Source organism: Halomonas sp. 25-S5 (assembly GCF_029889845.1).
Taxonomy (GTDB): Bacteria; Pseudomonadota; Gammaproteobacteria; order Pseudomonadales; family Halomonadaceae; genus Halomonas.
Genome location: NZ_JARANV010000013.1, coordinates 68406 through 93800 on the forward strand (window position 1 = coordinate 68406; position 25395 = coordinate 93800).

The window sequence follows — 25395 nt, forward strand, 5'->3', positions numbered from 1 at the left end:
CCTATTCATGACGTCCCCAAACACCGAGCGTGAGATCCGTCGTCGCCGTCGCTACGCCCCGTCGTTCAAGGCCAAGATCGTCGCGGCCTGCCTGCAGGGCGATACCTCCATTGCCCAAGTCGCCCTGCAGCATGGGCTCAATACCAACCTCGTCCAGACCTGGATCCGCAAGGCCAAGCGGCAGAGCCAACTGCCGGCCGTGCCGGATTTTGTGCCCTTGCCGGTGCCGCCAGGACCGGCCGATCTGCCAACGTCACCTTCCACCGCTGGCGAGATCTGCATCGAGCTGCCCTCATCACGGGGCACGATCACCGTGCGTTGGCCCGTCGCCGAGGCAGCCCAGTGTGCCCACTGGCTGAAGGGACTGCTGGGATGATCCGCATCGACGAAATCTGGCTGGCCACCGAGCCGCTGGACATGCGGGCCGGCCCGGATACCGCGCTGGCCCGGGTGGTGAAGGTGTTCGGCGCCGCGAGACCGCACTGCGCTTACCTGTTTGCCAACCGGCGCGGCAATCGCATGAAGGTGCTGGTTCACGATGGGCTGGGCGTCTGGCTGTGTGCCCGGCGCCTGAACCAGGGCAAGTTCCACTGGGTCGGTAACTGGCACGGTGATCGCGTCGAGCTCTGTCCCGAGCAGGTGACGGCGCTGGTGCAGGGGCTGCCCTGGCAGCGTCTCGGCGTCGGTGGCGTGATCTCATTGGTCTGATGCGTCAGGCCGGGAGCGGCACAGAAACTCCCGACTCGCTATTCGCTGATGCGCTAATCCCACTGCCCCCGGCGGGCTGGCATACTCGCCGGATGAATGTGCCTTCCGACCTGTCTCAGCTCTCACCCGATCAGCTCCGCCACCTGGCGGCAACGCTGATGTCACAGGTGGAGGAAAAGGATAAGGCGCTGCGTCACAGCGAGCAGGTCAACCAGAAGCTGACCTACGAACTGGCGCTGCTCAAGCGCCATGCCTTCGGCAAGCGCAGCGAGCAACTCAACGTCCTGCAGATCAGCCTGCTCGACGAGGTGGTGGATGCCGACATCGCCGCCATCGAGACCGAGTTGGAGGATCTCAACTCCACCTCCACGTCGCCGGCGCCCAAGAAGGCGCCCAAGCGCGCCCCCTTGCCGCCCGAACTGCCGCGCACCGAGATCCGCCATGACCCGCAGAGCGAGCACTGTGCCTGTGGCTGCAAGCTGCGGCGGATCGGCGAGGAGGTCAGCGAGAAGTTGGACTACACGCCGGGCGTGTTCCACGTCGAGCGCCATATCCGTGGCAAGTGGGTCTGCGACCAGTGCGAGACGCTGACTCAGGCGCCGATGCCGGCACAGATCATCGACAAGGGCATCCCCACCGCCGGCCTGCTGGCCCAGGTGCTGATCGCCAAGTACGCCGATCATCTGCCGCTCTATCGCCAGGAGCAGATCTTTGCTCGCGCCGGCGTGCCGATCCCGCGCTCCACCCTGGCTGAATGGGTCGGGATCTGCGGCGTACGGCTCCAACCGCTGATCGATGCGTTGCGTGATCTGCTGCTCGACGAGCCAGTGCTGCACGCCGACGAGACCCCGGTGCCGATGTTGGCCCCGGGCAAGAAGAGAACCCACCGCGCCTACCTCTGGGCCTACGCCACCACGCCCTACGCCGGCTTGAAGGCGGTGGTCTACGACTTCAGCGAAGGGCGCGGCGGCCAGCATGCCCGCGACTTCCTCGGCGAGTGGCGGGGCAAGCTGGTCTGCGACGACTACAGCGGCTACAAGCAGAGCTTCGCCAACGGCGTCACCGAGATCGGCTGCATGGCCCACGCGCGACGCAAGTTCGTCGACCTGCACGTGGCCGGCAAGAGCCAGATCGCCGGGCAGGCCATCGAGCTGATCGGCCAGCTCTACCAGGTGGAGCGCGAGGCCCAGTCACTGAGCGCTGATGAACGCCAACGACTGCGGGAGACAAAAGCGAGGCCCATCGCCGACGCGCTGCACCGCTGGATGCTGGCTCATCGCGAGAAGGTGCCGAACGGCTCGGCGACGGCGAAAGCGCTGGATTACAGCCTGAAGCGTTGGGCGGCGCTGACGCGCTACCTCGACGACGGCGGGTTGCCCATTGACAATAATCGGGTGGAGAACCTGATTCGCCCCTGGGCGCTCGGACGTTCCAACTGGCTGTTCGCCGGGTCACTGCGCAGTGGCCAGCGCGCCGCCACCATCATGAGCCTGATCCAGGGCGCCAAGCTGAACGGCCACGAGCCCTACGCCTACCTGAAGGACGTGTTGGAACGGCTGCCGACCCAGAAGGCCAGCCAGCTCCACGAACTCCTGCCTCACCACTGGCAGCACACCGACTGATCACTGGCAAGCGGTGTTGCCCGTTCGCTTACGGATGTTGCACCGGGCTGGTCAGATGTACCCAGATGTGGGGCTCGGTGGACATGATGGCTCTCGGGGCCTGAAATTGGCTACATATTGATCAATATTCTGGGCTCAGGACGCACTTCCCCCTACCCCCATGTGTTTTTTGTGCCGGGGACAGCACGGAGTCGCTATCCCGGCACCAGCTTGCTGGCCAGCGTCAGGAAGAGGTCCTGCTCCGGGTACTGGCTGCTCAGCATCAGCCGGACCGTGCGCGTGTTGCGGGTGATGACGGCACCGATCTTCAGCAGCTTCAGGCGGATGGTACTGACCTGGGCGTGGGCGAAGGTGGTGCGCTTCAGGTAGACCCGGCGCAGTCGCTCCAGCAGCAGGTAGGCCAGCCCTGAGAGCAGCAGTCGGTACTGGTTGGGCCACCCCAAGCCACCCCTCCGCTAATACGAAAACGTATTGACTGTCCAATTCGTTTGAGTATTATTAAGTTCAGCAACGCCTAACGATGGGACACAGATAGAGCGGGGGGAGGGCAAAAATGAAACGAGAACTGCTTCGCCCAGAACAGGTCGCGCAAAAGCTCGGCATGAGCTTGAGCTGGGTCTACGGACACAAGCACGAAATCGGCTTCATCCAGTTCGGCAGCGCGGTACGTTTTGATCAGGCAGAGGTTGAGGAGTACGCTCAGCGGTGCAGGCGCGGTCCTCAGCGGAAGGAGGACCGGAAATGGGATACACAGTCTCGCACAGGAAAGATCGTGACACGTGGGTCGTCCGCTGCACCGTCAACGGCCAGCGTACTCAGCGAACTTTTCGCTCAGAAGGAGAGGCAAGGCAGTATGCGCTGAAGGCGGAGGCTCAGCGTCAGGAGGATGAGTTCAACGGTGTCATGGGCCGCAAGCCCAAGTACACCTTCTCCGAGGGGCTGCAACGCATGGTCAGCGAGTACGATGTCCGCTCCCAGAAGCAGCACATCCTGCTGGTGGCCAGGTGGATGGATGAGCATGCTTCTGGCGTGATCATCGGGCAGGAGCTGCTGGACGCAGCACGCAGGATGCAGAAAACCCTCAAGGAGAAGGGACTGGCGCAGTCGACCATCAACAATCGTATTCAGGTCGTCAAGCGAGTCCTCTCGCTGTCGTACCGCGAATGGGACTGGCTCGACCTGCCGCTTGACGGCAAGCTACGCAAGCCATCGCCCAAGAACGAGCGCCATGTCTACCTGACCGAGATGGAGCTTGCCGAACTGCTTGAAGCAGTGCCGGAGCGCTACAGGGTCGAGCGAAAGGTGATCTTGCTGGCGATGCTGACCGGCATGAGGCGTGGAGAGTTGATGGCACTGGAATCAGGGAACGTCTACAACGGACGCATCGTGCTCCGGCCCAATCAGACGAAAAGCGGGAAGCCGAGGGTCATACCCCTTACGGAGGAAGCCCTACCGCTGGTGGAAGGTTTGCCGTTTGACACGACGGGAGACAGGGTGCGTGGTGCGTTCGAGAAAGCAAGGGAGAAGATTGGTCGCCCCGACATCCGCTTTCACGATTTGCGTCACTGCTATGCCTCGCTGCTGGCAAGCAAGGGGGAGGCACTGACGAGCATCAGGGACCTGCTCGGTCATTCGTCACTCACGGTGACCAGCCGCTATGCGCATGCCGACCCGGCAAGGTGGGAAAGCGTGGTGGCGAAGCTGCCGCGGATCAGCAACCAATCAGCAACCACACATTAGTGCGAACCGAGCCTTGGCCGCATAACCACTTGATTTCATTGGTGGGCCCAGCAGGACTTGAACCTGCGACCAAGGGATTATGAGTCCCCTGCTCTAACCAACTGAGCTATAGGCCCTTGCAGCGGATGGCGCCGAGCGGCGCCGCCGTATGATAGCGAATGGCGATGGAGGTGACCATAGCCGGCCGCCCTTGGCTGGCCGAATCACCCGCCGCGGCACTTCCTTCCCCGGCCGTGGTCTGCAGGGGGCCTGCCCTTCTGGAGATCGACCGGTGGAATCTTTCCCCTCTTGCCGTTTCCCTGCCCTTGGCACTGCCCTGTTCGCCCTGCTGCTGGCCCTGCCGGCGGCGGCCGCCTGGGAGCTGGACCCCGAACGCTCGCGGGTGGCCGCCACCGTGGTGCAGATCGCCCCGACAGGCCCCATTGCTCATCAGCACGAGATGCGTCGCCTAGCCGGCACCGCCGAGGCGGACGGCACCCTGCGCCTGCCCCTGCGGCTGGCCCAGAGCGACGTGATCGAGCGCCTGGGGGCGCTGCCGCCGTGGCTCTCCGGCCTCACCGAGCAACCCCTGGCCACGGTGACCACGCGTTTCCCGCCCCAGCGCCTGGAGGCGCTGGCCGTGGGCGAGTCGCTGGTGGAGGTGCTCGAGCTCTCGGTGCAGTCCGGTAGCGCCACCCACAGCGAGCCGCTGGCGGTGCGCTTCACCCGCGAGACGCCAGGCCGGGTGCGGGTCACCAACGCCGAGCGGGTAGCGCTGGATGGCCGCGAACTGATGGCCAACCCGACGCTGCGCTCGGTGCTGCTGTTGCTCGGTTACGAGCAGATCGGCGACGAGGTGCCGGTCTTTCTCGATGCCGTGCTGCTGAGGCGCTGAGCTGGGGACTGATCAGGTCGCGGAGACCTCGAGGATCGTGAAGGGCGCCTCGCAGGCGTGGCGCTCGTCGCGCTCGTCAACGCTGCCCAGGCCCAGGTTGCGGTCGTTGTCGTAGGCGACGAACAGGCGATCATGGTCCAGCACCGCCAGGCCCTCGGCCTTGTGCTCGAACTCCAGCGGCAGGCCCGCCGGGGTGGTCACCAGGGTCGGGCGCCGGCCGGCCCGGAAATCCTCCAGGCCGATCTCCCACAGGTAGCCGCCGATGCGCTCCTCGCCGGCCTCCTCCACCTCGAAGCTGTTCAGCAGGTAGAGCCGCGCGTGGTAGGGGTCGTACTCCAGGCTCGAGAGGCCGCAGTCGTAGCGGACCTCGGGATGCTCGCCCGGGTCGAAGGCATAGTGCTCGCGCAGCGCATCGAGGAACACCAGGTTGCCGCTCTCGCTCATCTCGTAGTGGGCCCCCACCACCCGACTCACGTAAGCAAAGTCGTCGTGAGACTGGCCCTGCTCGCGCACGCCGAACAGCAGCAGGCCGTCGCCCCGCTCGCCGGGGATCGCGGCGAGCCCCTCGATCTTGTAGTAGGGAAAGCCGATGGCGGCGTTCAGCTTGTCGCGCAGTTCCAGCGAGCCCGCCACGCCGTCGCGCGGGTCGGGGTCCACCACCTGCACCCGGTCCGGCTCGCCCAGCGGCCAGATCAGCAGGTGGTTGTAGTCGTTGAGGGCGTGGCTCTCGTCGTCGATGCGGTCGAAGCCGGTGGTGGCCAGCACGTGCCGGCCATCGGCGGTCAGTGCGAAGTCCTCGTACTTCTCGGCCTGCTTGACCAGCGGCTGGGTGAAGTAGGTCAGCCGGCTGTCGTCGGGGCCCTCGGGAGTGAGGGGCACGGCGAACACCGCCGAGCGCGCCTCGCCGGGGATCGGCTTGTCGCTGGCCAGCAGCAGGCGTTCGCCATCGTAGGCCACCGCCGAGACCTCGGCGTACACCAGCCGCCCCCTGGCATCCTTGAGGCCGGCGGGAAAGCAGTGGATGGTTCCCTGCTGCAGGATCCTGGCACTCACCATGTCGTCACCCTCTGGATTGATGGACGCCTCACCCTACTACGCTGGGACGCGCGCCGGGAACCGTCCGGGCGGTGACCGGAAAGCCATTATCGATAATGATTATTGTTTGTATAATGAAACTTTCCGCGGATCCGGTGGTCTCGCCATGCCCTCGTCCCTGGCCCGGCTCTATGTCGGCCCCCTGCAGCACCTCACCCCGCCGGCGATCGCGCCGGTGGCGCCCGACGGCATGCCAGCCCGCGAGCTCCTCGACCCGGCACGCCTGGCGGCGCTGCTCGAGCGCTTCGGCGCCCGCTACGATGAGGGCGACCTCCGGGCGGTGGCCTCGCTGTGGTCGAAGTGGCATTTCAGCCCCCTGATCGCCCACGGCCTGGCGGCCAACCTGCTGCTCGAGCGCGACCTGCCGCTGGACCTGTACGAGCTCCATCTCCAGCAATCGCCAGAGGGACAGACCACCGGCCTGGTGCTGCCCCATGCCGGCCGCCACCTGGCCGAACTCGCGCCCCATTCGCGCTTCGCCACCCTGCTCGACGGCCACCTGACGCCGCTGGTCGAGGCCCTGGCCACGGCCAGCGGCGCCTCGCCCAGGGTGTTCTGGAGCAACGCCGGCAACTACGTCGAGCACTTTGCCGGCGCCCTGGCCGACCATCCCATGGCCGCAGCGGACGTCGCTGAACCTGCCCGGGCGCTGCTGGCGAGCCGCACCCTGCCGGACGGCCGACGCAATCCACTCCATCGCCCGGTGCGCTACGTCGAGGGCGAGGACGGCCCCCCGCGGCGGGTGCGTCGCCTGTGCTGCCTCCGCTATCTGATCGACGAGCTGGGTGTGTGCGGCAACTGCCCGCTGGCCTGCCGCCGCAGGGCCCGCGCCGCCGAGACGCCCTGACCGCCTCACCAACGCCAGGGCCCACCCCGTTGCGGGATGGGCCCTGGTGGTACGCCTTGCTTCGGGCTCAGTAGCGCCAGGTCAGGTTGGCCATGACATGGCGCGGCGCGCCGTGGAAGGCCTGGTCCCACTTGAGGCTGGTCAGGTACGCCTCATCGGTAACGTTGTTCAGGTTCAGCGAGGCGGTCAGGCTGTCGCTGAAATCGTAGCTCGCCATCAGGTCGACCAGGGCGTAGGCATTCTGGCGAGTCTTGCCCTCGGCGAAGTCACGGTCGCGCTCGATATCGTCCTGCCAGCGCAGCCGTGCGCCCACCTTGAGGGCATCCAGGGCAGCCGGACGATAGCTGGTGGTGGCACGCACCAGGTGACGTGGAATGTAGGTGTTGGTGGCCTCGCCGTCAGCGTCCTCGATCTCCAGGTAGGTATAGCCGACGCTGGCCTGCCAGCCCGGGGCGATCTCGCCTGCCAGCGTAACCTCGACCCCCTCGCTGGTGATGCCGTCGGCCCCCGTGTAAACGTCTTGCGTTCCGCGCTTCTCGCCCGTCGGCTGGGCGACATTGTTCTGCTCGGTGCGGAACAGCGCCAGCGACGCATCGGCGCCGCCGTCGAACAGCTCGGCCTTGAGACCGACCTCCTGGCTGACGCCATCGACGGGGTCGAGGTAGTCGCCGTTGCGGTCGATCTCGGTCTGCGGATTGAAGATCTCGGTGACGCTGGCGTAGAGGGACGCCGAATCGGTGACGTCATAGATCAGGCCGGCATAGGGGGTCAGCTCGTTGTCGACGTCGGTCTCCTGGGAACTGCCGTACTGCTCGCCAACCGCGTCGGCCCAGCTCAGCCGGGCACCCGCGACCGCGGTCCAGCGCTCGGCGAGGTCCAGCCTGGCCGCGCCATAGACGCTGCGCTCCTTGACCGTGGCATCGCCGTCGGTGCCGGGGAAGGCCACCCAGGCATCGGGTTCGGGGTAGCGACCGTTCCAGTCGTCCAGCGGCGGCAGGCCCTGGCCGCCCGCATCGAAGTCCGCCGTGGGGTAGCGGGAGCGCTGCTGGTTGCGGCTCTGGCTCCAGTCGCTACCTACCACCAGCTGGTGGCTGCGCCCGAACGCCTCGACGTCGCCCTTGGCATGCAGGTCGGCCACCCACTGCTCCAGGTGGCGGTCGTAGCGGCTGAGGGTCAGCTGGTCGTCCGAAATGCGACCGGTGGCGGCATTGGGCGTGCCGTAGATATAGAACAGCTGGGTGTCGGAGCGCATGTCCAGGTGGGTAAGCGTGCCCTTCAGCGACCAGCGATCGCCGAGTTCCTGCTGTACCTCGAGGAAGCTGCGGTGGGTCTCCACGTCCCAGTAGGACCAGTCGGGCGCCGAGGAGGTCTCGACGTCGTAGTCGGTGGGGTTGCCGGCGGAATCATAGAGCGGCAGCGAGCCCCACATGTTGCCGTCGGTGTCGTTCTGCTGCCAGGTGTGGCCCAGGGTCACCAGGGTGCTGTCGGTGACATCGGCCTCCAGCACGCCGTAGAGCAGCCTCCGCTCGCGGCTCAGCCGGTCCAGGTAGGCGTCGCTCTCCATGCCCGCCGCCACCAGGCGCCCGCGGACGCGCCCCGCGTCGTCCAGCGGCCCGGCGACATCGGCCTCCAGGCGCCGCTGGTCCCAGGCGCCGACGCTCGCCGAGACCGAGGCCTGGGGCACGAAGGTGGGCCGCTTGCGCACGAAGTTGACCGTCGCCGCCGGGTTGCCCGAGCCCGACATCAGGCCGGTGGCGCCGCGCACCACCTCCACCCGGTCGTAGATCGCGGTGTCCATGTCGCCGTGCACGTTGTTGTAGGGCATCGGCACGCGCAGGCCGTCGACCTGGAAGTTGGAGATCTCGAAGCCCCGCGCCGTGTAGTAGGTGCGGTCCGTCTCCAGGCGCTCCACCGTCACCCCGGGGGTGCTCTCCAGGACGTCATTGGTGGTGTCGAGGTTGAAGTCGTCGATCTGCGCTCGCGTCACGGTCGAGACCGACTGAGGCGTCTCGCGGGGCGTCAGGTCGAGCCTGGTCGCGGTGCTGGTGAGCGGCACCCGGTATTGCTCCGTGTCCTCGGTAATCACCGACAAGGCCTCGGCCTCGACGGTGAGGGTCTCCAGGTCGGTGGCCGCCTCCGGGGCGGTCGCCCCCTGCTGGGCCAGGGCCACCGGGGAGAGCAGCAGGCTGCCGGCGGCGGTCAGGCCCAGGCAGCCACGGAAGGCGCGGAGCAACGGAGGGATGTCGCCGCGGCGGCGGGGAGGGAATGGCATGGGGGATGAGCCTCGTGTCATGGGTTCTAATCATTATGATAATGATTCGCATCACGTTTAACAACGATGATTCATCCCGCTCATGCCACGGGGCCATGCCGGCCCCGATGTCGCTATGCCAGAGGGGCGTCCGCCGCCTCGATCTCGCCGGTCTGCACCCGCCACTGGGCGGCATAGCGCCCGTTGCGCGCCAGCAGCTCGCCATGGGTGCCGCGCTCGACCACCCGACCGCCGTGGACCACGGCGATCTGGTCGGCATGGACGATGGTCGAGAGCCGGTGGGCGATCATGATCACGGTGCGCTGGTGGGCGATGCGCTTGAGCGAGCGCTGGATGGCCGCCTCGGTCTCGTTGTCCACGGCGCTGGTGGCCTCGTCCAGCACCAGGATCGGCGGGTCCTTGAGTAGTGCCCGGGCCAGCGAGAGGCGCTGGCGCTGGCCGCCGGAGAGGCGCACGCCGCGCTCCCCCACCGGGGTGTCGAGCCCCTGGGGCAGCGCCTGGATGAACTCCCAGGCCTCCGCCGTCTGCGCCGCGGCGATGATGTCGGCCTCCGGAGCATCCGGCTTGCCGTAGGCGATGTTGTCGCGCACCGGGCCCTCGAACAGGTAGACGTCCTGGCTGACCAGGCCGATGGCCCGGCGCAGCGAGGCCAGCTCGAGCTCGCGGACCGGCTGGCCGTCGATGCGGATCTCCCCCGCCTCGGGGTCATGGAAGCGCAGCAGCAGCTTGATCAGGGTCGACTTGCCCGAACCGGTGGCGCCGACCAGCGCCAGGGTATGGCCCGCCGGCACGGCCAGGTCGATGCCCTGGACCCCGGCCCCGGCGTCGCCGTAGCGGAAGGCCACCGCCTCGAAGCGGACCTCGCCGCGCACCGGCTCGGCCAGCGCCCGCCCGCCGTCGTCGCGCACGCGGATCGGCGTGGCCAGCAGGTCGAGGATGCGCCGCGTGCTGGCCATGGCGCGCTCGAAGAGGTCGATCACCTGGGCCAGGCCGGTCAGCGGCCACAGCAGCCGCTGGGTGAGGAACACCAGCACGCCGTAGGCGCCGACGTTGAGCTCGCCCTTCAGCGCCATCATCCCGCCCACGGTGAAGGTGGCCAGGAAGCCGGCCAGGATCGCCATGCGGATCACCGGGATGAAGGCCGAGCTGATGCGGATGGCCCGGCGGTTGGCCTCCACATAGGCCTCGCTGGCCTGGCGCAGCCGCTCGGCCTCGCGGGCCTCGGCGGTGAAGCTCTTGATGGTGGCGATGCCGGCCAGGTTGTTGGAGAGCCGGCTTGAGAGGTCGCCGACCCGCTCGCGCACCTCGGCGTAGAGCGGCCCGGCCTTGCGCTGGAAGTAGAAGGCGCCCCACACGATCAGCGGGATCGGCGTGAAAGCGAGCAGCGCGATCAACGGCGAGAGCACGAAGAACACCGCCCCCACCGCCACCACGGTGACGCCGACCTGGATCATGGCGTTAGCACCGCCGTCCAGGAAGCGCTCGAGCTGGTTGACGTCGTCGTTCATGGTCGCCACCAGCTGGCCGGAGCTCCTCGACTCGAAGAAGTCCATGTCGAGCCGCTGGGCATGCTCGTAGGCGTCCTGGCGCAGGTCGGCCTGCAGCCGCTGGGCGAGGTTGCGCCACAGTACCTGGAAGAGGTACTCGAACAGCGACTCCCCGGCCCAGATGAAGAAGGTCAGCGCGCCGAGGATCAGGATCTGCTCGCGGGCGGACTCGAAGCCGAGCCCCGCCACGAAGCTCTGCTCCTGGTTGACCACCACGTCGATGGCCACGCCGATGAGGATCTCCGGGGCGATGTCGAACAGCTTGTTGATGACCGAGCAGGCACTGGCGGCGATGATCCGGCGGCGATAGCCGCGGGCATAGCGCAGCAGGCGCGCCAGGGCCCGGAAGCTGGAAGTGGTGGCGTCAGGCATGGGGATCGGGGATCCTGGAGGGTGAAACGCCACAGCATACCGGTAAGGCGGCCGTCCCGAAACAGATCTTATTGATAACCATTATCACCAGGGGTAAGGTAGCGCCCATCGCCCACCCCGCCCGGGGCCCGCCGAAGGAGCGTCCTGCATGTTCGAACTGCGCGGAGCCGGTTTCACCGTCAGCGACCGGCCGCTGCTCGCCCCCACCGACCTGACCCTGGAGGGCGGCCGGGTGCATGGCCTGATCGGCCACAACGGCTCGGGCAAGTCGACCCTGCTCAAGCTGCTGGCCCGCCAGCAGCCGGCGAGCCAAGGCGAGCTGGCCTTCGCCGGGCGCCCCCTGGCCCGCTGGGGGCAGCGAGAGTTCGCCCGCCGCGTGGCCTACCTGCCCCAGCAGCTGCCCGCCACCGAGAATCTGCTCGGCCGCGAGCTGGTGGGCATGGGGCGCTACCCCTGGCGAGGCCTGCTGGGCCGCCACACCCGCGAGGACGAGGCGGCCATCGAGCGGGCTATTGCTGCGACCCACACCGAGGCCTTCGCCGAGCGCCTGGTCGACACCCTCTCCGGGGGTGAGCGCCAGCGGGTCTGGCTGGCCATGCTGCTGGCCCAGGGCAGCGACTTCCTGCTGCTCGACGAACCGCTCGCCGCGCTGGACATCGCCCACCAGGTGGAGGTGCTGGCGCTGATCCGCGAGCTCAGTCAGACCCTGGGGCTCGGCGTGGTCATCGTGCTCCACGACGTCAACATGGCGGCACGCTACTGCGACCACCTGGTCGCCCTGCACGGCGGGCGCGTGCTGACCCGGGGCACCCCGGCCGAACTGATGGACGAAGCCACCCTGGAGGCGATCTACGGCATTCCCATGCGCGTGATGGCGCATCCCACCGGCCACCATCCCGTCGCCCTGGTCCATGCATGACGCATGACGCGCCCGCCCGGCTGCTCCGCGGTCTCGTCCCTACGCTGCTGCTGGCCCTGGCACTCTTGCCGACGCCTCGCGCCCTGGCCGAGCCGGCCATTGCCACCCTCGACTGGACCCTGGCCGAGACCCTGGTGGCGCTGGGCGTCACGCCGGCCGGGGTCGCCCAGATCGATGCCTACCATGCCTGGGTCCGCGCGCCGCGCCTGCCCGAGGCCAGCGTCGATCTCGGCCTACGCAGCCAGCCCAACCTGGAGCTGCTGGCGAGCCTCGCGCCCGACCACATCCTGATCTCGCCGATGTTCGCCCACCTGGCGCCGCGGCTGTCGCGCATCGCCCCGGTAACGACCCTGCCGCTCTACGCCCCGGGCCGCGAGCCCTGGCCCCAGCTGCACGAGCTGACCCGCGAGGTCGGTCGTCTGGCCAAGCGGGAGGCGGCCGCCGAGCGGCTGATCGCCGAGACGGAGACGCGATTGGCGGCCCTGCGGCAGCGGCTACCCGCGCGGGTGCCGCCGCTGCTGGTGGTGCAGTTCATGGACGAGCGCCACGTCCGGGTGTTCGGCGAGGGCGGCCTCTACCAGGCCGTGATGGCCCGCCTGGGGCTGGAGAACGCCTGGCGCGGCGAGACCAACGCCTGGGGCTTCTCGCTGGTCGGCCTCGAGCAGCTGGCCGGCCTGGAGGCCCGGCTGGTGGTGGTCGAACCCTACCCGGTGGGGGTCGAGGCCGCGCTGGCCGACAGCGGCCTCTGGCAGCGGCAGCCCAGCGTGCGCGATGACACCCTGATCACCCTGCCCCCGGTATGGAGCTTCGGCGCCCTGCCCTCGGCGCAGCGCTTCGCCGACCACCTGGTGGCCGCCCTGGCGGAGGCGCCCCATGACGACTGAGACCGCCCACCGCCACGCCCCTGCCCTCGTCTGCCTGCTGCCGGGCCTGGCGCTGCTGGCCCTGATACTCGGCTCGCTCGCCGAGGAGGGGCTGTTCGATGGCCTGCGCGCGCTGACGACGGTGACGCCGGCCAGTGCAGAATCACTCGTGCGCCACTACAGCTGGTGGCCGCGCCTCGCCATGGCGTTGATGGCCGGCGGCGGCCTGGCCCTGGCGGGGGTGCTGATGCAGCAGGTGCTGCGCAACCCGCTGGCCGCGCCCACCACCCTGGGGGTGGCCAGCGGCGCCAACCTGGCGCTGATGGCCGCCACCCTGCTCGCCCCCGGCCTGCTGCTGGCCGGGCGCGAATGGGTGGCCCTGGCCGGCGGCGCCGGTGCCATGGTGCTGGTCTTCGCCCTGACCTGGCGCCGCGGCCTCTCCCCCGCGGTGGTGGTCCTCGCCGGCCTGGTGGTCAACCTCTATGCCGGGGCCCTGGGCATGGTGCTGCTGCTCTTCCACCAGGAGACCCTCAAGGGGTTGCTGATCTGGGGCGCCGGCTCGCTGGCCCAGAACAGCTGGCATGACGCCGCCTTCCTGGCCCCGCGGCTGCTGCTGGGCGGCCTGGCGGCCTGGCTGCTGCTGCGGCCATTGACGGTGCTCGAACTCGACGATGCCAGCGCCAGGAGCCTGGGCGTCTCGCTGAAGCATCTGCGCCTGGCGGGGCTGGGGCTGGCGGTCTTCCTCACCGGCTGCGTGGTCAGCGTGGTGGGGGTGGTCGGCTTCATCGGCCTGGCGGCGCCCAATATCGTGCGCCTGGCCGGGGCGCGCCGCCTGGGGGCTCGGCTCCTCTGGTCGACGCTGCTCGGCGCCCTGCTGCTGGCCACCACCGACCTGCTGCTGCAGCGCTTCGCGGGCACCCTGCCCACGCTGATCCCCACCGGGGCCACCACCGCCGCCCTGGGGGCGCCGCTGCTGCTGTGGCTGATTCCCCGGCTGCGCCTGGCGGCCGGCCGCCCGTCCGCCAACGCCACGGCCCTGGCGCCGCGCCACCCGGCCCCCGGGCGCCTGGCCGCGGGGCTGGCGCTGGGCCTGCTCGTCGCAACCCTGCTCGGGCTGCTGCTGGGCCAGGCGGCCGGCGGCTGGTTCGCGACCCTCGACGAGGCGGTGCTGGCGTGGCGCTGGCCGCGGCTGCTGGCCGCCGCTGCCAGCGGGGTGATGCTGGCCATCGCCGGCACCCTGATCCAGCGCCTCACCGCCAACCCCATGGCCAGCCCCGAGGTGCTGGGCATCAGCGGCGGCAGCGCCATGGCCCTGATCGCGGCGCTCTTCCTGCTGCCCGCTCCCGGCAACCTGACCCTGGTCGCCGCCGGCACCCTGGGGGCACTGGCCAGCCTGGCCGTGCTGGTCGTGCTCAACCGGCGCAGCGGCTTCGTGCCCGAACGGCTGCTGCTCAGCGGCGTGGCCATCACCGCCCTGTTCGACGCCGTGCGCGCCATCGTGCTGGCCGGCGGCGACCCTCGCGGCCAGCAGGTGATCGCCTGGCTATCGGGCTCCACCTACTATGTCGACCCGGTCAGCGCGGCAGTGGTCGCGGGCCTCGCCGTGGTGCTGGCCCTGGCGGCCCGCCCCTTCGCCCGCTGGCTGGATATCCTGCCGCTGGGGGCGGCCACGACCGCGGCGCTGGGCATTCGGGTCGAGCGGGCCCGGCTGGCGCTGCTGCTGCTGGTCGCGCTGCTGACCGCCTGCGCCACCCTGGTGGTGGGCCCGCTCTCCTTCGTCGGCCTGCTGGCGCCTCACATGGCGCGGCTGGCGGGCTTCTCCCGGGCCCGCGCCCACCTGCTGGGGGCCGCGCTGATCGGCGCCCTGCTGATGGTGCTGGCGGACTGGCTGGGCCGCCAGTTGCTGTTCCCCGCCGAGATCCCCGCCGGCCTGGTGGCCTCGCTGCTGGGCGGCGCCTACTTCATGTGGGGCCTCGGTCGCCGATGACCGGGCCCGCGGCGGGCTCGCCATTGAACTCGCCGGCCGCTGACCACACTAACCAGGTGAGGCGTCGACAGGCGCCATGGATCACAGGGCCCTTCACGGATCACAAGGAGTGAACGCATGGCCGAACACAAACCGCTGAATCACGCCATCAGGCAGGCCACCCTCGGGGCGCTGCTCGCCGGCGGTCTGGCCGTCACCGGCAGTGCCCTGGCCCAGCCCCAGGGCCTCTACTCGGCCGACGAACTGCTGGATGCCGATGTCTACGCCACCTCCGGCAGCGAACAGATCGGCGAGGTCGAGGACATCCTGCTCGACAACGACATGCAGGTCCGCGCCCTGGTCATCGATACCGGCAACCTGTTCGACTTGAAGGGCGACCAGCATTTCGTCATCGAGGCCGGCAAGTTCACCGTCGAGACCCAGAACGGCAACAGCCTCGAGGAGATCGACTACCGGGTGAATGTCGACCTCAGCGAGGAGCAGATCGCCCAGCAGCCGCAGTACACCAACGACTGGTGGCAGAACGCCCGGGAAGGGGCCCATCAGGCCTGGGAGAGCACCAAGCAGGGCGCAGCCAGTGCCTGGGAAACCACCCAGGAAGGGGCGTCCCGCGCCCTGGACCACATCGGCGAGGCCCTGGAGAACGTCGGCGAACGGACCCGCGAGGCCGCCGACCGACCCGCCGAGTAACCCCCGGCCGCCCTCTGCCTGCCAAGCCTGGTCATCGACCGGGCTTTTTGCTGGGCGCCAGCTACGCGTTCTACTCTGAAGAGGCTGGCGTTTCGATCCTTGGCCCCGGCTCGTGCCGGGGCCTTTTCATGCCGGCGTCACGCCGAAGTTGCCCCGAGGGGCCAGGATTCACGACAATACGTGGCCTTCTCCCACCGCCACGCAAGGATGCCGCCCATGCTCGCCGAACTCTTCGCCGTGATGGCGCCCGTGCTCACCGGCGCAGGGCTCGGCTTCATCTGGGTGCGCCTCGGCCACGACTTCCCGGTGGCCTTCGTCACCCGACTGGTGTTCAACATCGGCACCCCGGCCCTGGTGCTGGCCTCGCTTGCCGGCGCCGAGATCGACGCCGGCAGCTTCGGGCGCACCATGCTCGCCACGGCGCTGGTACTCACCGCCATGGCCGGCATGGCCTTCCTGCTGGCCCGGCTGCTGGGCAAGGACTGGCGGGTGCTGCTGGCCCCCACCATGTACCCCAACACCGGCAACATGGGCCTGCCGGTGGTGCTCTACGCCTTCGGCAGCGCCGGCTTCGCCTTCGGCATCACGGTGATGGTCACGGTCTCGCTGTTCCAGTTCACCCTGGGCACCCTGCTGGCGAACCGCGGCAACCCGCTGAAGGCGCTGGCCAAGACGCCGGTGGTCTACGCCATCCTGGTCGCCCTGGGGCTGCTGCTCACCGACACCGACCTGCCCCGCTGGCTCGCCAACAGCGTCGACCTGATCTCGGGCTTCACGGTGCCGCTGATGCTGATCACCCTGGGGGTCTCGCTGGCCAGCATCCATGCCCGCAACCTCGGCTCCGGCATCGGCTTCAGCCTGCTGCGCATCCCGGTGGCGGCCGGGATCGCCTGGGGCATCGGCACCCTGCTGGCGCTTCCGCCCATGGCGCTGGCCATCCTGGTGCTGCAGATGAGCATGCCGGTAGCGGTGTTCAACTACCTCTTCGCCCAGAAGGCGGGCCGCGAGCCGCAGTACGTGGCGAGCCTGGTGTTCTGCTCCACCCTGCTGTCGCTGGTCTACCTGCCGATCCTGCTGGCGATCCTGATGTAGCTTCCCGACGGCCAGTGGCTGGTCACCGAGTGTCCGGGCCGCCTGGTGCCCGCCGACTGACCATGACGAGGGCCGAGCGGACGCGGCCCGTCGTGGGCCAAGAGGTGGCCAGATTCGACACATGGGCCACCCTTGCGCCACCCTGAAGGGCTTCGATACTCGGGGTTTTAATTTGAATGATCATTCAAAAACCTCTAGGGTAGTCCCCACTCCATCGTCACCTGATGCCGCTGTCAACGCAGCAGCGTGGCATCATGACGTCATTTACTTACGTCACGACACTCGACCCTTCGGCGCTTCCCGCCCGGTGGCGGAGAGCCGACAAAAGGCAGAGCCAATGAACGAGAACCGAAACGTCAAGATTCGGGTACGCAACCTGAGCAAGGTCTTCGGCAACCAGCCGAAGAAGGCGCTCGAACTGCGCAACCAGGGCCTGAAACGTCCCGAGATCCTCGACAAGACCGGCCAGACGCTGGGCCTGTCGAACATCGACTTCGATGTCTACGAGGGTGAGCTGCTGGTGATCATGGGGCTGTCCGGCTCGGGCAAGTCCACCCTGATCCGTTGCCTCAACCGCCTGATCGAGCCCAGCGAGGGCGAGATCGTCATCGACGGCGAGAATATCCCCGAGCTCGGTGAAAAGGCGCTGCTGGAGTGCCGCCGTCGCCACTTCTCCATGGTGTTCCAGAACTTCGCGCTCTTCCCCCATCGCACGGTGCAGCAGAACGCCGAGTTCGGCCTCGAGATCCGCGGCGTGGACAAGCAGGAGCGGACCCGGGTGGCCCGCAACGCCCTTCACCAGGTGGGACTGGACGGCTGGGAGGATGCCTTCCCCAATCAGCTCTCCGGCGGCATGCAGCAGCGCGTGGGGCTGGCCAGGGCACTGGCCAACGACTCGACGGTGCTGCTGATGGACGAGGCCTTCTCGGCGCTGGATCCGCTGATCCGCGGCGACATGCAGCAGGAGCTGCTCGAGCTGCAGCACCGCATGCAGAAGACCACGGTGTTCATCACCCACGACCTGGACGAGGCGATCAACATAGGTGACCGCATCATCCTGCTCAAGGATGGCGAGATCGTGCAGATCGGCACGCCGGAGGAGATCCTCACCCATCCCGCGGACGACTATGTGGCACGCTTCATCGAGGGCGTGGACATGTCCAGGATCCTCACCGCCCAGCACGCCATGCGGCCGGTGCGCGCGACCGCCCGCGAGGAGGACGGCCCGCGCACCACCTTGCGCAAGATGCACGAGCACGGGCTGGACTCCATCTACGTCACCACCCGCGACCGCAAGCTACAGGGGCTCGTCGTGGTGGACGCCGTGGAGAAGGCCTCGAAGGAAGGCCGGGAGAGCATTCGCGATTTCATGACCCAGGACTTCCGCGCCGTCGGCCCCGAGGAACCGCTGCACAACCTCTTCGCCATGTTCAGCGAGAAAAGCTTCCCCATCGCCGTGGTGGACGACAGCCACAGGCTGCTGGGCGTGGTGGTCAAGGGCGCCGTCCTCGACGAGCTGGCCCGGGCCGCCGAGCCTGCTGAGGTGAGAGAAGACGGCAACGAAAAGGCGAACGAAAACATGGCAGCGGCAGGAGACGCATGATGGCTATCGAGATTCCGAGCATCCCGCTGGGCGATTGGATCGAGGGTGGCCTCGACTGGCTGACCAGCGAATACTCCGTCGTCACCCGCGCCATCTCCCGGGTGACCCAGACCGGCATCGACGGGCTCAACGATGGCCTGATGTGGCTGCCCGAGTGGGGCCTGCTGGCGATCATTGTCGGCCTCTGCTGGTGGGTGGCGAGCCTGCGCCTGGGCATCGGTGCCGCCCTGGGCCTGGCGCTGATCTGGAACCTGGGGCTCTGGGAGCCGATGATCGAGACTCTCACCCTGGTGGTGATCGCCACCTTCGTGGCGGTGGTGATGGCCCTCCCCGTGGGCATCGCCGCGGCACTCTCGGAACGGCTCTACAAGACCATCATGCCGATCCTGGACTTCATGCAGACCATGCCGGCCTTCGTCTATCTGATCCCGGCGATTCCTTTCTTCGGCATCGGCTCGGTGTCGGCGATCTTTGCCACGGTGATCTTCTCGATGCCGCCAGCAATCCGCTTCACCACCCTGGGTATCCGCCAGGTACCGGTGGAGCTGATCGAGGCCGCCGATGCCTACGGTGCCACCCGCAGCCAGAAGCTGTTCAAGGTGCAGCTGCCGATGTCGCTACCCACGTTGATGGCCGGCATCAACCAGACCATCATGCTGGCACTCTCCATGGTGGTGATCGCCGCCATGATCGGCGCCGATGGCCTGGGCAGCGAGGTGTGGCGCGCCATCCAGCGCCTGCGCCCGGGTGACGGCTTCGAGGCCGGCATCGCCGTGGTGATCCTCGCCATGCTGCTCGATCGCGTGACCCAGTCCCTGCGCAAGGGCCGCAAGTCCTGATCCATGAGGGGCCCCTTGAATTCACCCCGGGGCACCTCAAGGGTATGTGGTTGAACGCTAAATAAAGAGGTACACGATGAACAAGCACCCGCTGAACCGTCGCATCCGTTTCGCCAGCCTGGCCATGGTCGCCGGCACCGCGCTCACCGCCGGTGCCGCCCAGGCCCAGGACAAGGGCAGCGTGCACCTGGCCTACGTTGAATGGGCCTCTGAGGTCGCCTCCACCAACGTGGTGCGCGCCGTACTCGAGCAGCAAGGCTTTGAGGTGGAGATGACCTCCCTCTCCGCCGCCGCCATGTGGCAGGCCGTGGCCAGCGGCGATGCCGACGCCATCGTCGCCGCCTGGCTGCCCACCACCCACGCCGACTACATGGAGCGCGTGGGCGACGAGGTCGTCGACCTGGGTCCCAACCTCGACGGTACCAAGCTCGGCCTGGTGGTACCGGCCTACACCGACGTCGACTCCATCGCCGAGCTCGACGCAAACGCCGACGCCTTCAATGGCAAGATCACCGGCATCGATCCGGGCGCCGGCATCATGAGCCTCACCGAGGAGGTCGTCGAGACCTACGAGCTCGAGGAGATCGACCTCCAGAGCGGCAGCGGCGCCACCATGACGGCCGCGCTGGACAGCGCCATCAACAACGAAGAAGACATCGTGGTCACCGGCTGGACGCCGCACTGGATGTTCGCCCGCTGGGACCTCAAGTACCTCGAGGATCCGGAGAACGTTTACGGCGGCGCCGAGCAGATCCACACCATCGTCCGCCAGGGGCTCGAGGAGGAGATGCCGGAGGCCTACGCGATCCTGGACGCCTTCGAATGGACCCCCGAGCAGATGGGTGAGGTCATGCTGATGAACCAGGCGGACGACGCCGACCCCTACGAGAACGCCAAGCAATGGGTCGAGGAGAACCAGGACGTGGTTCAGGAGTGGCTGCCCGAATCGTAAGGGCATGCCGAGCTTCGCCTGTCCGGCGATGCTGACCGCATCGAGCGCAAGGGGAGGCACCGCAGGGTGCCTCCCCTTCTTGTTGTCGAGGCGGCCAATCTTGACGAGTTCTGTCGCCAAATGCAGACAGGTCCACTGCAATCCGCGGCGAGGATGGGTACGATGGCCACTCGAGATGTACAGTACCGCCGTTGAATCGTCGCCTGGCAAGGTGGCGCGGAACGGTCACACTGAACAGACTCGCAGGACCTTCGTGGCCAACAAGGAGATACAGGCATGTTCCACAAGATCATGGTGCCGGTTGACCTGGCACATCTCGAGCTGATCGAGCCGTCGCTGCAGGCGGTGGCGGATCTTGCTCGCCACTATGATGCCGAGATCTGCTACGTGGGGGTGACCGCCAATACGCCTGGCAGCGTGGCGCGTACGCCCCAGGAGTACACGCAGAAGCTCGAGGCCTTCGCCCAGGAGCGGCACAAGGTCCATGGCCAGCCGGTCAGCACCCATACCATCGTCAGTCCCGACCCGATCGCCGATCTCGATGACGACCTGATCGAGGCCATCGACGAGGTGGGCGCCGACCTGGTCGTCGTGCCGACCCATCCCCCCAAGCACCTGGACGTGATCATGCCGTCCCACGGTGGGAAGATCGCCACCCATACCAGGGCCTCTGTATTCCTGGTACGTCCCGGCGCCGGCGAATAAGCCGGATCAGCGAAAGCAAGCACATCAATAACTGCAAGGGAGATGTCTCGTGGCTCAAGATCCTCAAGACGAGAAACCCCAGGAGCCGAACACCGGCTCCGAGGGGATTCCCGCCCCGCAGGGGGCGGCGAATCTCATCGATACTGACTACGTGATCGGTCAGGACAACATCACCGCCTCGCCGCTGGGCGTGAATGTGGACCTGCACGGCAAGGTCTTCATCTTTTCCTCGCTAGTGATCCTGTTTTTCGTGATCATCACCCTGGCCCTGCAGGATCAGATGGAGCCGATCTTCAACAGCATGTTCAGCTTCCTGACCACCAAGTTGGGCTGGTTCTTCCTTCTCAGCGCCAACGTCTTCGTGATCCTGGCGATCGTGTTGATCTTCACGCCAATGGGCAAGGTGCGCATCGGTGGTGCCGACGCCAAGCCGGACTTCGGCTATCTCGGCTGGTTCTCGATGCTGTTTGCCGCCGGCATGGGCATCGGCCTGATGTTCTACGGCGTTTCGGAGCCGCTGACCCACTTTGGCACTTCCATGGGCGGTATCAGCATGGGCGAGGATGGTATACGTACCGACTGGGCCCCGCTGGGTGCTGCCGAAGGTAACCAGGCCGGCGCCATTAGCTTGAGCATGGCGGCCACCATCTTTCACTGGGGCTTTCACCCCTGGGCCGCCTACGCCATCGTCGGCCTGTCGCTGGCGATCTTCGCCTTCAACAAGGGCCTGCCGCTGACCATGCGCTCGATCTTCTACCCGATCCTCGGGGAGCGTGTCTGGGGCTGGCCGGGGCATGTGATCGATATCCTGGCGGTGTTTGCCACTCTGTTCGGCCTGACGACCTCGCTGGGTATTGGCGCTACCCAGGCGGCAGGTGGCCTCAACTATCTATTCGGCATACCCAACACCGATACCACCCTGGTGGTTCTGATCATGGGCATCACTCTGGTGGCACTGGGCTCGGTCATGCTCGGTGTCGACAAGGGCGTGCAGCGTCTATCACAGATCAACATGGTGCTCGCCGCCCTGCTGCTGTTGTTCGTGATCTTCGTCGGTCCGACGCTGATGATCGCTACCGGCGTGCTCGATAATCTGATCAGCTACGTGACCCACCTGCCGGCGCTCTCCATGCCGTTCGGGCGCGAGGATGCCAACTTCAGCCAAGGCTGGACGGCCTTCTACTGGGCCTGGTGGATCGCCTGGTCGCCCTTCGTCGGCATGTTCATTGCCCGCGTCAGCCGCGGCCGCACCGTGCGTGAGTTCCTGATCTCGGTGTTGCTGGTGCCGTCGATGGCCTCGGTGGTATGGATGACCGCCTTCGGCACCACTGCCATCGACCAGGTGATCAACCAAGGCATCACCAAGGTGCAGGATGCCGCGCTGGAGCTGCAGCTGTTCACCATGCTGGAGTATCTGCCGCTGACGGCCATCACCTCCTTCATCGGCATTGTGCTGGTGATCGTGTTCTTCATCACCTCGTCGGACTCCGGCTCGCTGGTGATCGACTCCATCACCGCCGGCGGCAAGGTGGACGCTCCCAAGCCCCAGCGTATCTTCTGGGCGCTGATCGAAGGGGCAGTGGCCATCGCCCTGCTGCTCGGCGGCGGCCTCGCCGCCCTTCAGACGGCGGCCCTGACCACCGGCTTGCCCTTTACGCTGGTGCTGCTGGTGGGCTGCTACGCCATCGTCAAGGGACTGATGAGTGAGCCGAAAGCCAAGTAACCCGGAATCCACCGGCCGCGATACGGCCAACAAGACTCAGCGAGGCGGTCCCAGGGCCGCCTCGCTGCGTTCAGGGGGGGATCACACGAATACCTTGCCGCCGATCAGCTCCAGAGCGCACTCACCGGCGTCGTCGGGCTGTAGTGGCGGGCCATCTGGGCCTGCAGCAGCTCGGCGGTGGCCAACGCATCGATCAGCGCATGGTGCCCCGCATAGACGGGCAGGCCATAGCGCGCGCGACTGTCGTAGAGGCGGATGGAGGCCGGCGGCCTGCCGATCCAGCGCTTGAAGCGGGCCAGCAACGACTGGCGATGAATGCGTGCCTCCAGCGACATGGTATCGATGACCGGGAACATCACGCCCTCCCCCACCCTGGCCTTCACCGCGGCGTCCAGGAAGGGCCGCTCGATATGCCGGTAGTGGACCACCACCAGGCGCCCCGCCAGGGCCTCGAACAGCTCGCCGAGGATCTCGTCGAGATCCGGAGCCCGGGCGATGTCGGCGTGGGTGATATGGTGAAAGGTCACCGACTCCTCGCTGAGCGGGCGCGGGGGCCGCACGACCCAATAGCGGCGCCGTGACAGGGCGATGCGCCCTAGGGTGAAGGGCACCACGCCGATGCTGACGATGGCGTGGCGCCGCTCGTCCAGTCCGGTGGTCTCCATGTCCAGGGCCACCATCGACGCCTCGCCGATGGGAGTCTCGGGGGCCGGTAGGCCGGCGGCGAAGTAGCGGGCCAGGCGTGGGTCTCTGACCGCCTCGGCGCGGCCGGCCAGGTACCCGGGCCAGCCCGGGGTGGGCGCGGAGGCGCGCGGGCGCAGGCGCATCACGGCCATGTCAGCGAGACCGGGAGCGCGACGGCATGGGATAGCGGAACTTGAGGAACTTTTGGGCGTTGCTCAACACCTGGAAGGCATCCTTGAGGTTGTGGCGCTCGGTGTCGGAGACGTTCTCCGGGTCGATGTTGTTGTCCGCTACCCGATCGTGCTCGATAGAAATCATGTGGTGGCGGATCCGCGACATCGAGAGAAACTCGAGGGCATAGCGCAGCTTCTGGTTCACCCCCGGGGCCAGCAGCTGGGTCCGGTCGATATCGTCGAGCCGCGCGAAGCTGTTCTGGGCCCGCGACCCGCAGGCCAGGGCATGCACCCGGATCAGGTCCGTCATCGGTGCGGTGCCGCGGCGCTTGAGGTTGATGGAGTTGTTGTGCTTGCCGTCCTTCTCCATCACGAAGGTCCGGAAGAAGCCCAGCGGCGGGGTGCGGTTCAGGGCATTGCGGGCCATGGCAGCCAGGAACAGCGGGCTCTTGGGGGCCCGGCTGGCCACCAGATCCTGGAGCTGTTCGACGAAGGCATTCTCGCCGTGCACGGCGTCCAGGTCGAAGAAGATCGAGCTGTGCAGCAGGCGCTCCGGAGAGGGGTGATCGATCCAGTCCTGGAAGTACTGCTTCCACACCGAGAGGGGCTGGCGCCAGCGGGCGTTGGTGGCCATGATATCGCCCTTGCAGTAGGGGTAGCCGCAGGCATCCAGGCCGTCGCTGACCCGCTGGGCCAGCGTCAGGAAGTAGGCGTCATGCTGGGCCGCGTCGAAGTCGTCGGCGAGCACCAGGGCGTTGTCCTGGTCGGTGACGATGGACTGCTCGTTGCGCGCCATCGAGCCCAGCGCCATGAAGCAGTAGCCCACCGGCGGGGGGCCCAGCTCCTCCTCAGCCAGTTCCAGCAGCCGGCGCGTGAAGCTGCGGCCGATGGTGGAGAGTGCACTGCCCACCATGCTTGAGTCGGCCCCTTCCCCGACCATGCGCACGAAGGCGGCACGCACGTCGGGTGCCAGCCGCGCCAGGCCATCGACGCTGGACTGGTGGAAGATGTTGCTCACCAAGTAGAGGCTGCTGCCGGTCTCGTAGCGGATGATGTCGGAGAGGTGCACGATGCCCACGGGATGGCGACGGTGCATCACCGGCAGGTGATGGATATTGTTGCGCAGCATGCACAGCATCGCCTCGTGCACCGACTCGTCGGACTGGATGGCGATCAGGCGGGGACCGATCACCTCCCCCACCGGCGTCTCAGGGGGGCGCCCTTCGGCCACCACCTGCTTGCGGAAGTCACTGTCGGTGAGAATGCCCTGCACCTGCCAGTGGCGATCCTGGCTGTCGCGGAAGGTATAGCGGGGGGTATCGCCGGGGGCGTCGAGCACCAGTACCGCCGAGGCGCCGGAGTCCGTGATCTGGCGGGCGGCCTCCTGCACCGTAGTGCTGGCCTCGACCATCACCGGGTAGCGGGTCAGCAGCTTGCGCACCCGGGTGATCATCATGTCGCTGTTCTTCTTGTCATCCTTGACCGTCGACTCGAGGCGCGGGCGCTCGAGCTCGACGAAATCGGCGAAGTTGTCGTCGACCTCGCAGAGCCGCTGGAAGGTGGACTCGGGGATGAAGTAGATCAAGCTGTCTTCCATGGCCCGAGCCGGGAAGCGAGCACGATGATTCCGCAGCAGGCTGAAGTGGCCGAAGATGTCGCCCTCTCCCAGGCGATTGTAGAGTTCACCACCGCGGCGGTAGACCTCCACGGCTCCGCTGCGGATGTAGCAGAATTCATGGACCTCCTGATCGAGCACCAGGATGTCAATGCCGGCCTTGAAGTAGGCCACTTCGATACTGCCTGCCACCTTGTCGAGCAGCTCGTCGGAGAGCCCGTCGAAGGGCGGAAAGCGTCCCAGGTGCTGGCGGATCTCAAGCAGTTCCACGTCCATGTCCTTGCTCCCGCCCGTTCATGTCTGGCCAACATTCTGGAATGGCCTGCCGGCGCTGTAAAGCAGGGCCGAGCCCGACGGGAGCGAACCCCTGCCCACGGCTTCTCGGTACGAATGCCATGACCGAGACCCGTCACGAAAAAGGCCACCCCATGGCATTCACGGGGCGGCCTTTCGGTGGCCTAAGGAACAGCCAC

22 protein-coding genes and 1 tRNA gene are annotated in these 25395 nt (G+C 67.3%); 16 read left to right on the plus strand and 7 right to left on the minus strand.

Annotated elements, in window-relative coordinates; genetic code table 11:
• The first annotated feature begins 7 nt into the window (after positions 1–7).
• From OP498_RS10795 to OP498_RS10805, 3 genes are all read left to right on the plus strand, one after another.
• On the plus strand, positions 8–376 hold the full coding sequence (locus tag OP498_RS10795; protein ID WP_280553496.1) for a transposase: 369 nt from the start codon (positions 8–10) through the stop codon (positions 374–376).
• Complete coding sequence (tnpB, locus tag OP498_RS10800; RefSeq protein ID WP_280553498.1) at positions 373–708, plus strand: IS66 family insertion sequence element accessory protein TnpB; 336 nt, start codon at positions 373–375, stop codon at positions 706–708. Before OP498_RS10795 ends, tnpB begins: the two co-directional genes overlap by 4 nt.
• 92 nt (positions 709–800) lie before the next feature.
• Positions 801–2330 carry an IS66 family transposase gene (locus tag OP498_RS10805; RefSeq protein ID WP_280553499.1) on the plus strand — a complete coding sequence of 510 codons (1530 nt, stop codon included), beginning with the start codon at positions 801–803 and terminating at the stop codon, positions 2328–2330.
• Between the two features lie 194 nt (positions 2331–2524).
• Here the strand turns inward: OP498_RS10805 and OP498_RS10810 are convergent, their stop codons facing one another.
• Entirely contained in the window at positions 2525–2773 is a 249-nt protein-coding gene (locus OP498_RS10810) for a transposase (protein ID WP_280553500.1), read from the minus strand.
• Positions 2774–3071: 298 nt separating this feature from the next.
• On the opposite strand from OP498_RS10810, the gene OP498_RS10815 reads away from it, so the two are divergent.
• A complete protein-coding gene (locus tag OP498_RS10815; RefSeq protein WP_280553502.1) occupies positions 3072–4070 on the plus strand; it encodes a site-specific integrase in 999 nt (332 codons plus the stop codon).
• Between the two features lie 39 nt (positions 4071–4109).
• Here OP498_RS10815 and OP498_RS10820 read toward each other — a convergent pair.
• A tRNA-Ile gene (locus OP498_RS10820) sits at positions 4110–4186 on the minus strand.
• A gap of 155 nt (positions 4187–4341) precedes the next feature.
• On the opposite strand from OP498_RS10820, the gene OP498_RS10825 reads away from it, so the two are divergent.
• The gene (locus OP498_RS10825) at positions 4342–4944 is read left to right on the plus strand and encodes a hypothetical protein (protein ID WP_280553503.1); all 603 of its coding nucleotides are present in this window, start codon (positions 4342–4344) and stop codon (positions 4942–4944) included.
• Positions 4945–4956: 12 nt separating this feature from the next.
• On the opposite strand, the gene OP498_RS10830 is transcribed toward OP498_RS10825, so the two are convergent.
• Positions 4957–6000 (minus strand): hypothetical protein, encoded by a 1044-nt coding sequence (locus tag OP498_RS10830; protein ID WP_280553504.1) that lies wholly within the window; start codon positions 5998–6000, stop codon positions 4957–4959.
• Positions 6001–6145: 145 nt separating this feature from the next.
• Between OP498_RS10830 and fhuF the strand changes: the two genes are divergently transcribed.
• Positions 6146–6886: a siderophore-iron reductase FhuF gene (fhuF, locus tag OP498_RS10835; RefSeq protein ID WP_280553506.1), complete on the plus strand. Its 741-nt coding sequence runs from the start codon at positions 6146–6148 to the stop codon at positions 6884–6886.
• Positions 6887–6953: 67 nt separating this feature from the next.
• Here the strand turns inward: fhuF and OP498_RS10840 are convergent, their stop codons facing one another.
• Positions 6954–9158, minus strand: coding sequence for a TonB-dependent siderophore receptor (locus OP498_RS10840; RefSeq protein ID WP_280553508.1), 2205 nt, complete (start codon positions 9156–9158; stop codon positions 6954–6956).
• 113 nt (positions 9159–9271) lie between these two features.
• Complete coding sequence (locus OP498_RS10845; RefSeq protein ID WP_280553509.1) at positions 9272–11077, minus strand: ABC transporter ATP-binding protein; 1806 nt, start codon at positions 11075–11077, stop codon at positions 9272–9274.
• 148 nt (positions 11078–11225) lie between these two features.
• On the opposite strand from OP498_RS10845, the gene OP498_RS10850 reads away from it, so the two are divergent.
• From OP498_RS10850 to OP498_RS10895, 10 genes are all read left to right on the plus strand, one after another.
• On the plus strand, positions 11226–11996 hold the full coding sequence (locus tag OP498_RS10850; protein ID WP_280550201.1) for an ATP-binding cassette domain-containing protein: 771 nt from the start codon (positions 11226–11228) through the stop codon (positions 11994–11996).
• The gene (locus OP498_RS10855) at positions 11993–12880 is read left to right on the plus strand and encodes an iron-siderophore ABC transporter substrate-binding protein (protein ID WP_280553511.1); all 888 of its coding nucleotides are present in this window, start codon (positions 11993–11995) and stop codon (positions 12878–12880) included. The genes OP498_RS10850 and OP498_RS10855 overlap by 4 nt, the downstream gene beginning before the upstream one ends.
• On the plus strand, positions 12870–14846 hold the full coding sequence (fhuB, locus tag OP498_RS10860) for a Fe(3+)-hydroxamate ABC transporter permease FhuB (protein ID WP_280553514.1): 1977 nt from the start codon (positions 12870–12872) through the stop codon (positions 14844–14846). Before OP498_RS10855 ends, fhuB begins: the two co-directional genes overlap by 11 nt.
• 117 nt (positions 14847–14963) lie before the next feature.
• Positions 14964–15536 carry a PRC-barrel domain-containing protein gene (locus tag OP498_RS10865; protein ID WP_280553516.1) on the plus strand — a complete coding sequence of 191 codons (573 nt, stop codon included), beginning with the start codon at positions 14964–14966 and terminating at the stop codon, positions 15534–15536.
• Between the two features lie 216 nt (positions 15537–15752).
• Positions 15753–16628 carry an AEC family transporter gene (locus OP498_RS10870; RefSeq protein ID WP_280553517.1) on the plus strand — a complete coding sequence of 292 codons (876 nt, stop codon included), beginning with the start codon at positions 15753–15755 and terminating at the stop codon, positions 16626–16628.
• Positions 16629–16965: 337 nt separating this feature from the next.
• The gene (locus OP498_RS10875) at positions 16966–18231 is read left to right on the plus strand and encodes a glycine betaine/L-proline ABC transporter ATP-binding protein (protein WP_280553519.1); all 1266 of its coding nucleotides are present in this window, start codon (positions 16966–16968) and stop codon (positions 18229–18231) included.
• 5 nt (positions 18232–18236) lie between these two features.
• Entirely contained in the window at positions 18237–19070 is an 834-nt protein-coding gene (locus OP498_RS10880) for a proline/glycine betaine ABC transporter permease (protein WP_280553528.1), read from the plus strand.
• A gap of 76 nt (positions 19071–19146) precedes the next feature.
• Positions 19147–20022 (plus strand): glycine betaine ABC transporter substrate-binding protein, encoded by an 876-nt coding sequence (locus tag OP498_RS10885; RefSeq protein WP_280553520.1) that lies wholly within the window; start codon positions 19147–19149, stop codon positions 20020–20022.
• 276 nt (positions 20023–20298) lie between these two features.
• Positions 20299–20727, plus strand: a complete 429-nt coding sequence (locus OP498_RS10890) for a universal stress protein (protein ID WP_280553521.1) — start codon at positions 20299–20301, stop codon at positions 20725–20727.
• Between the two features lie 49 nt (positions 20728–20776).
• Positions 20777–22450, plus strand: a complete 1674-nt coding sequence (locus OP498_RS10895) for a BCCT family transporter (protein WP_280550214.1) — start codon at positions 20777–20779, stop codon at positions 22448–22450.
• Positions 22451–22554: 104 nt separating this feature from the next.
• On the opposite strand, the gene OP498_RS10900 is transcribed toward OP498_RS10895, so the two are convergent.
• On the minus strand, positions 22555–23277 hold the full coding sequence (locus OP498_RS10900) for a 3'-5' exonuclease (RefSeq protein WP_280553529.1): 723 nt from the start codon (positions 23275–23277) through the stop codon (positions 22555–22557).
• 10 nt (positions 23278–23287) lie between these two features.
• Entirely contained in the window at positions 23288–25198 is a 1911-nt protein-coding gene (locus OP498_RS10905; RefSeq protein WP_280553523.1) for a DUF294 nucleotidyltransferase-like domain-containing protein, read from the minus strand.
• Positions 25199–25395: the final 197 nt, after the last annotated feature.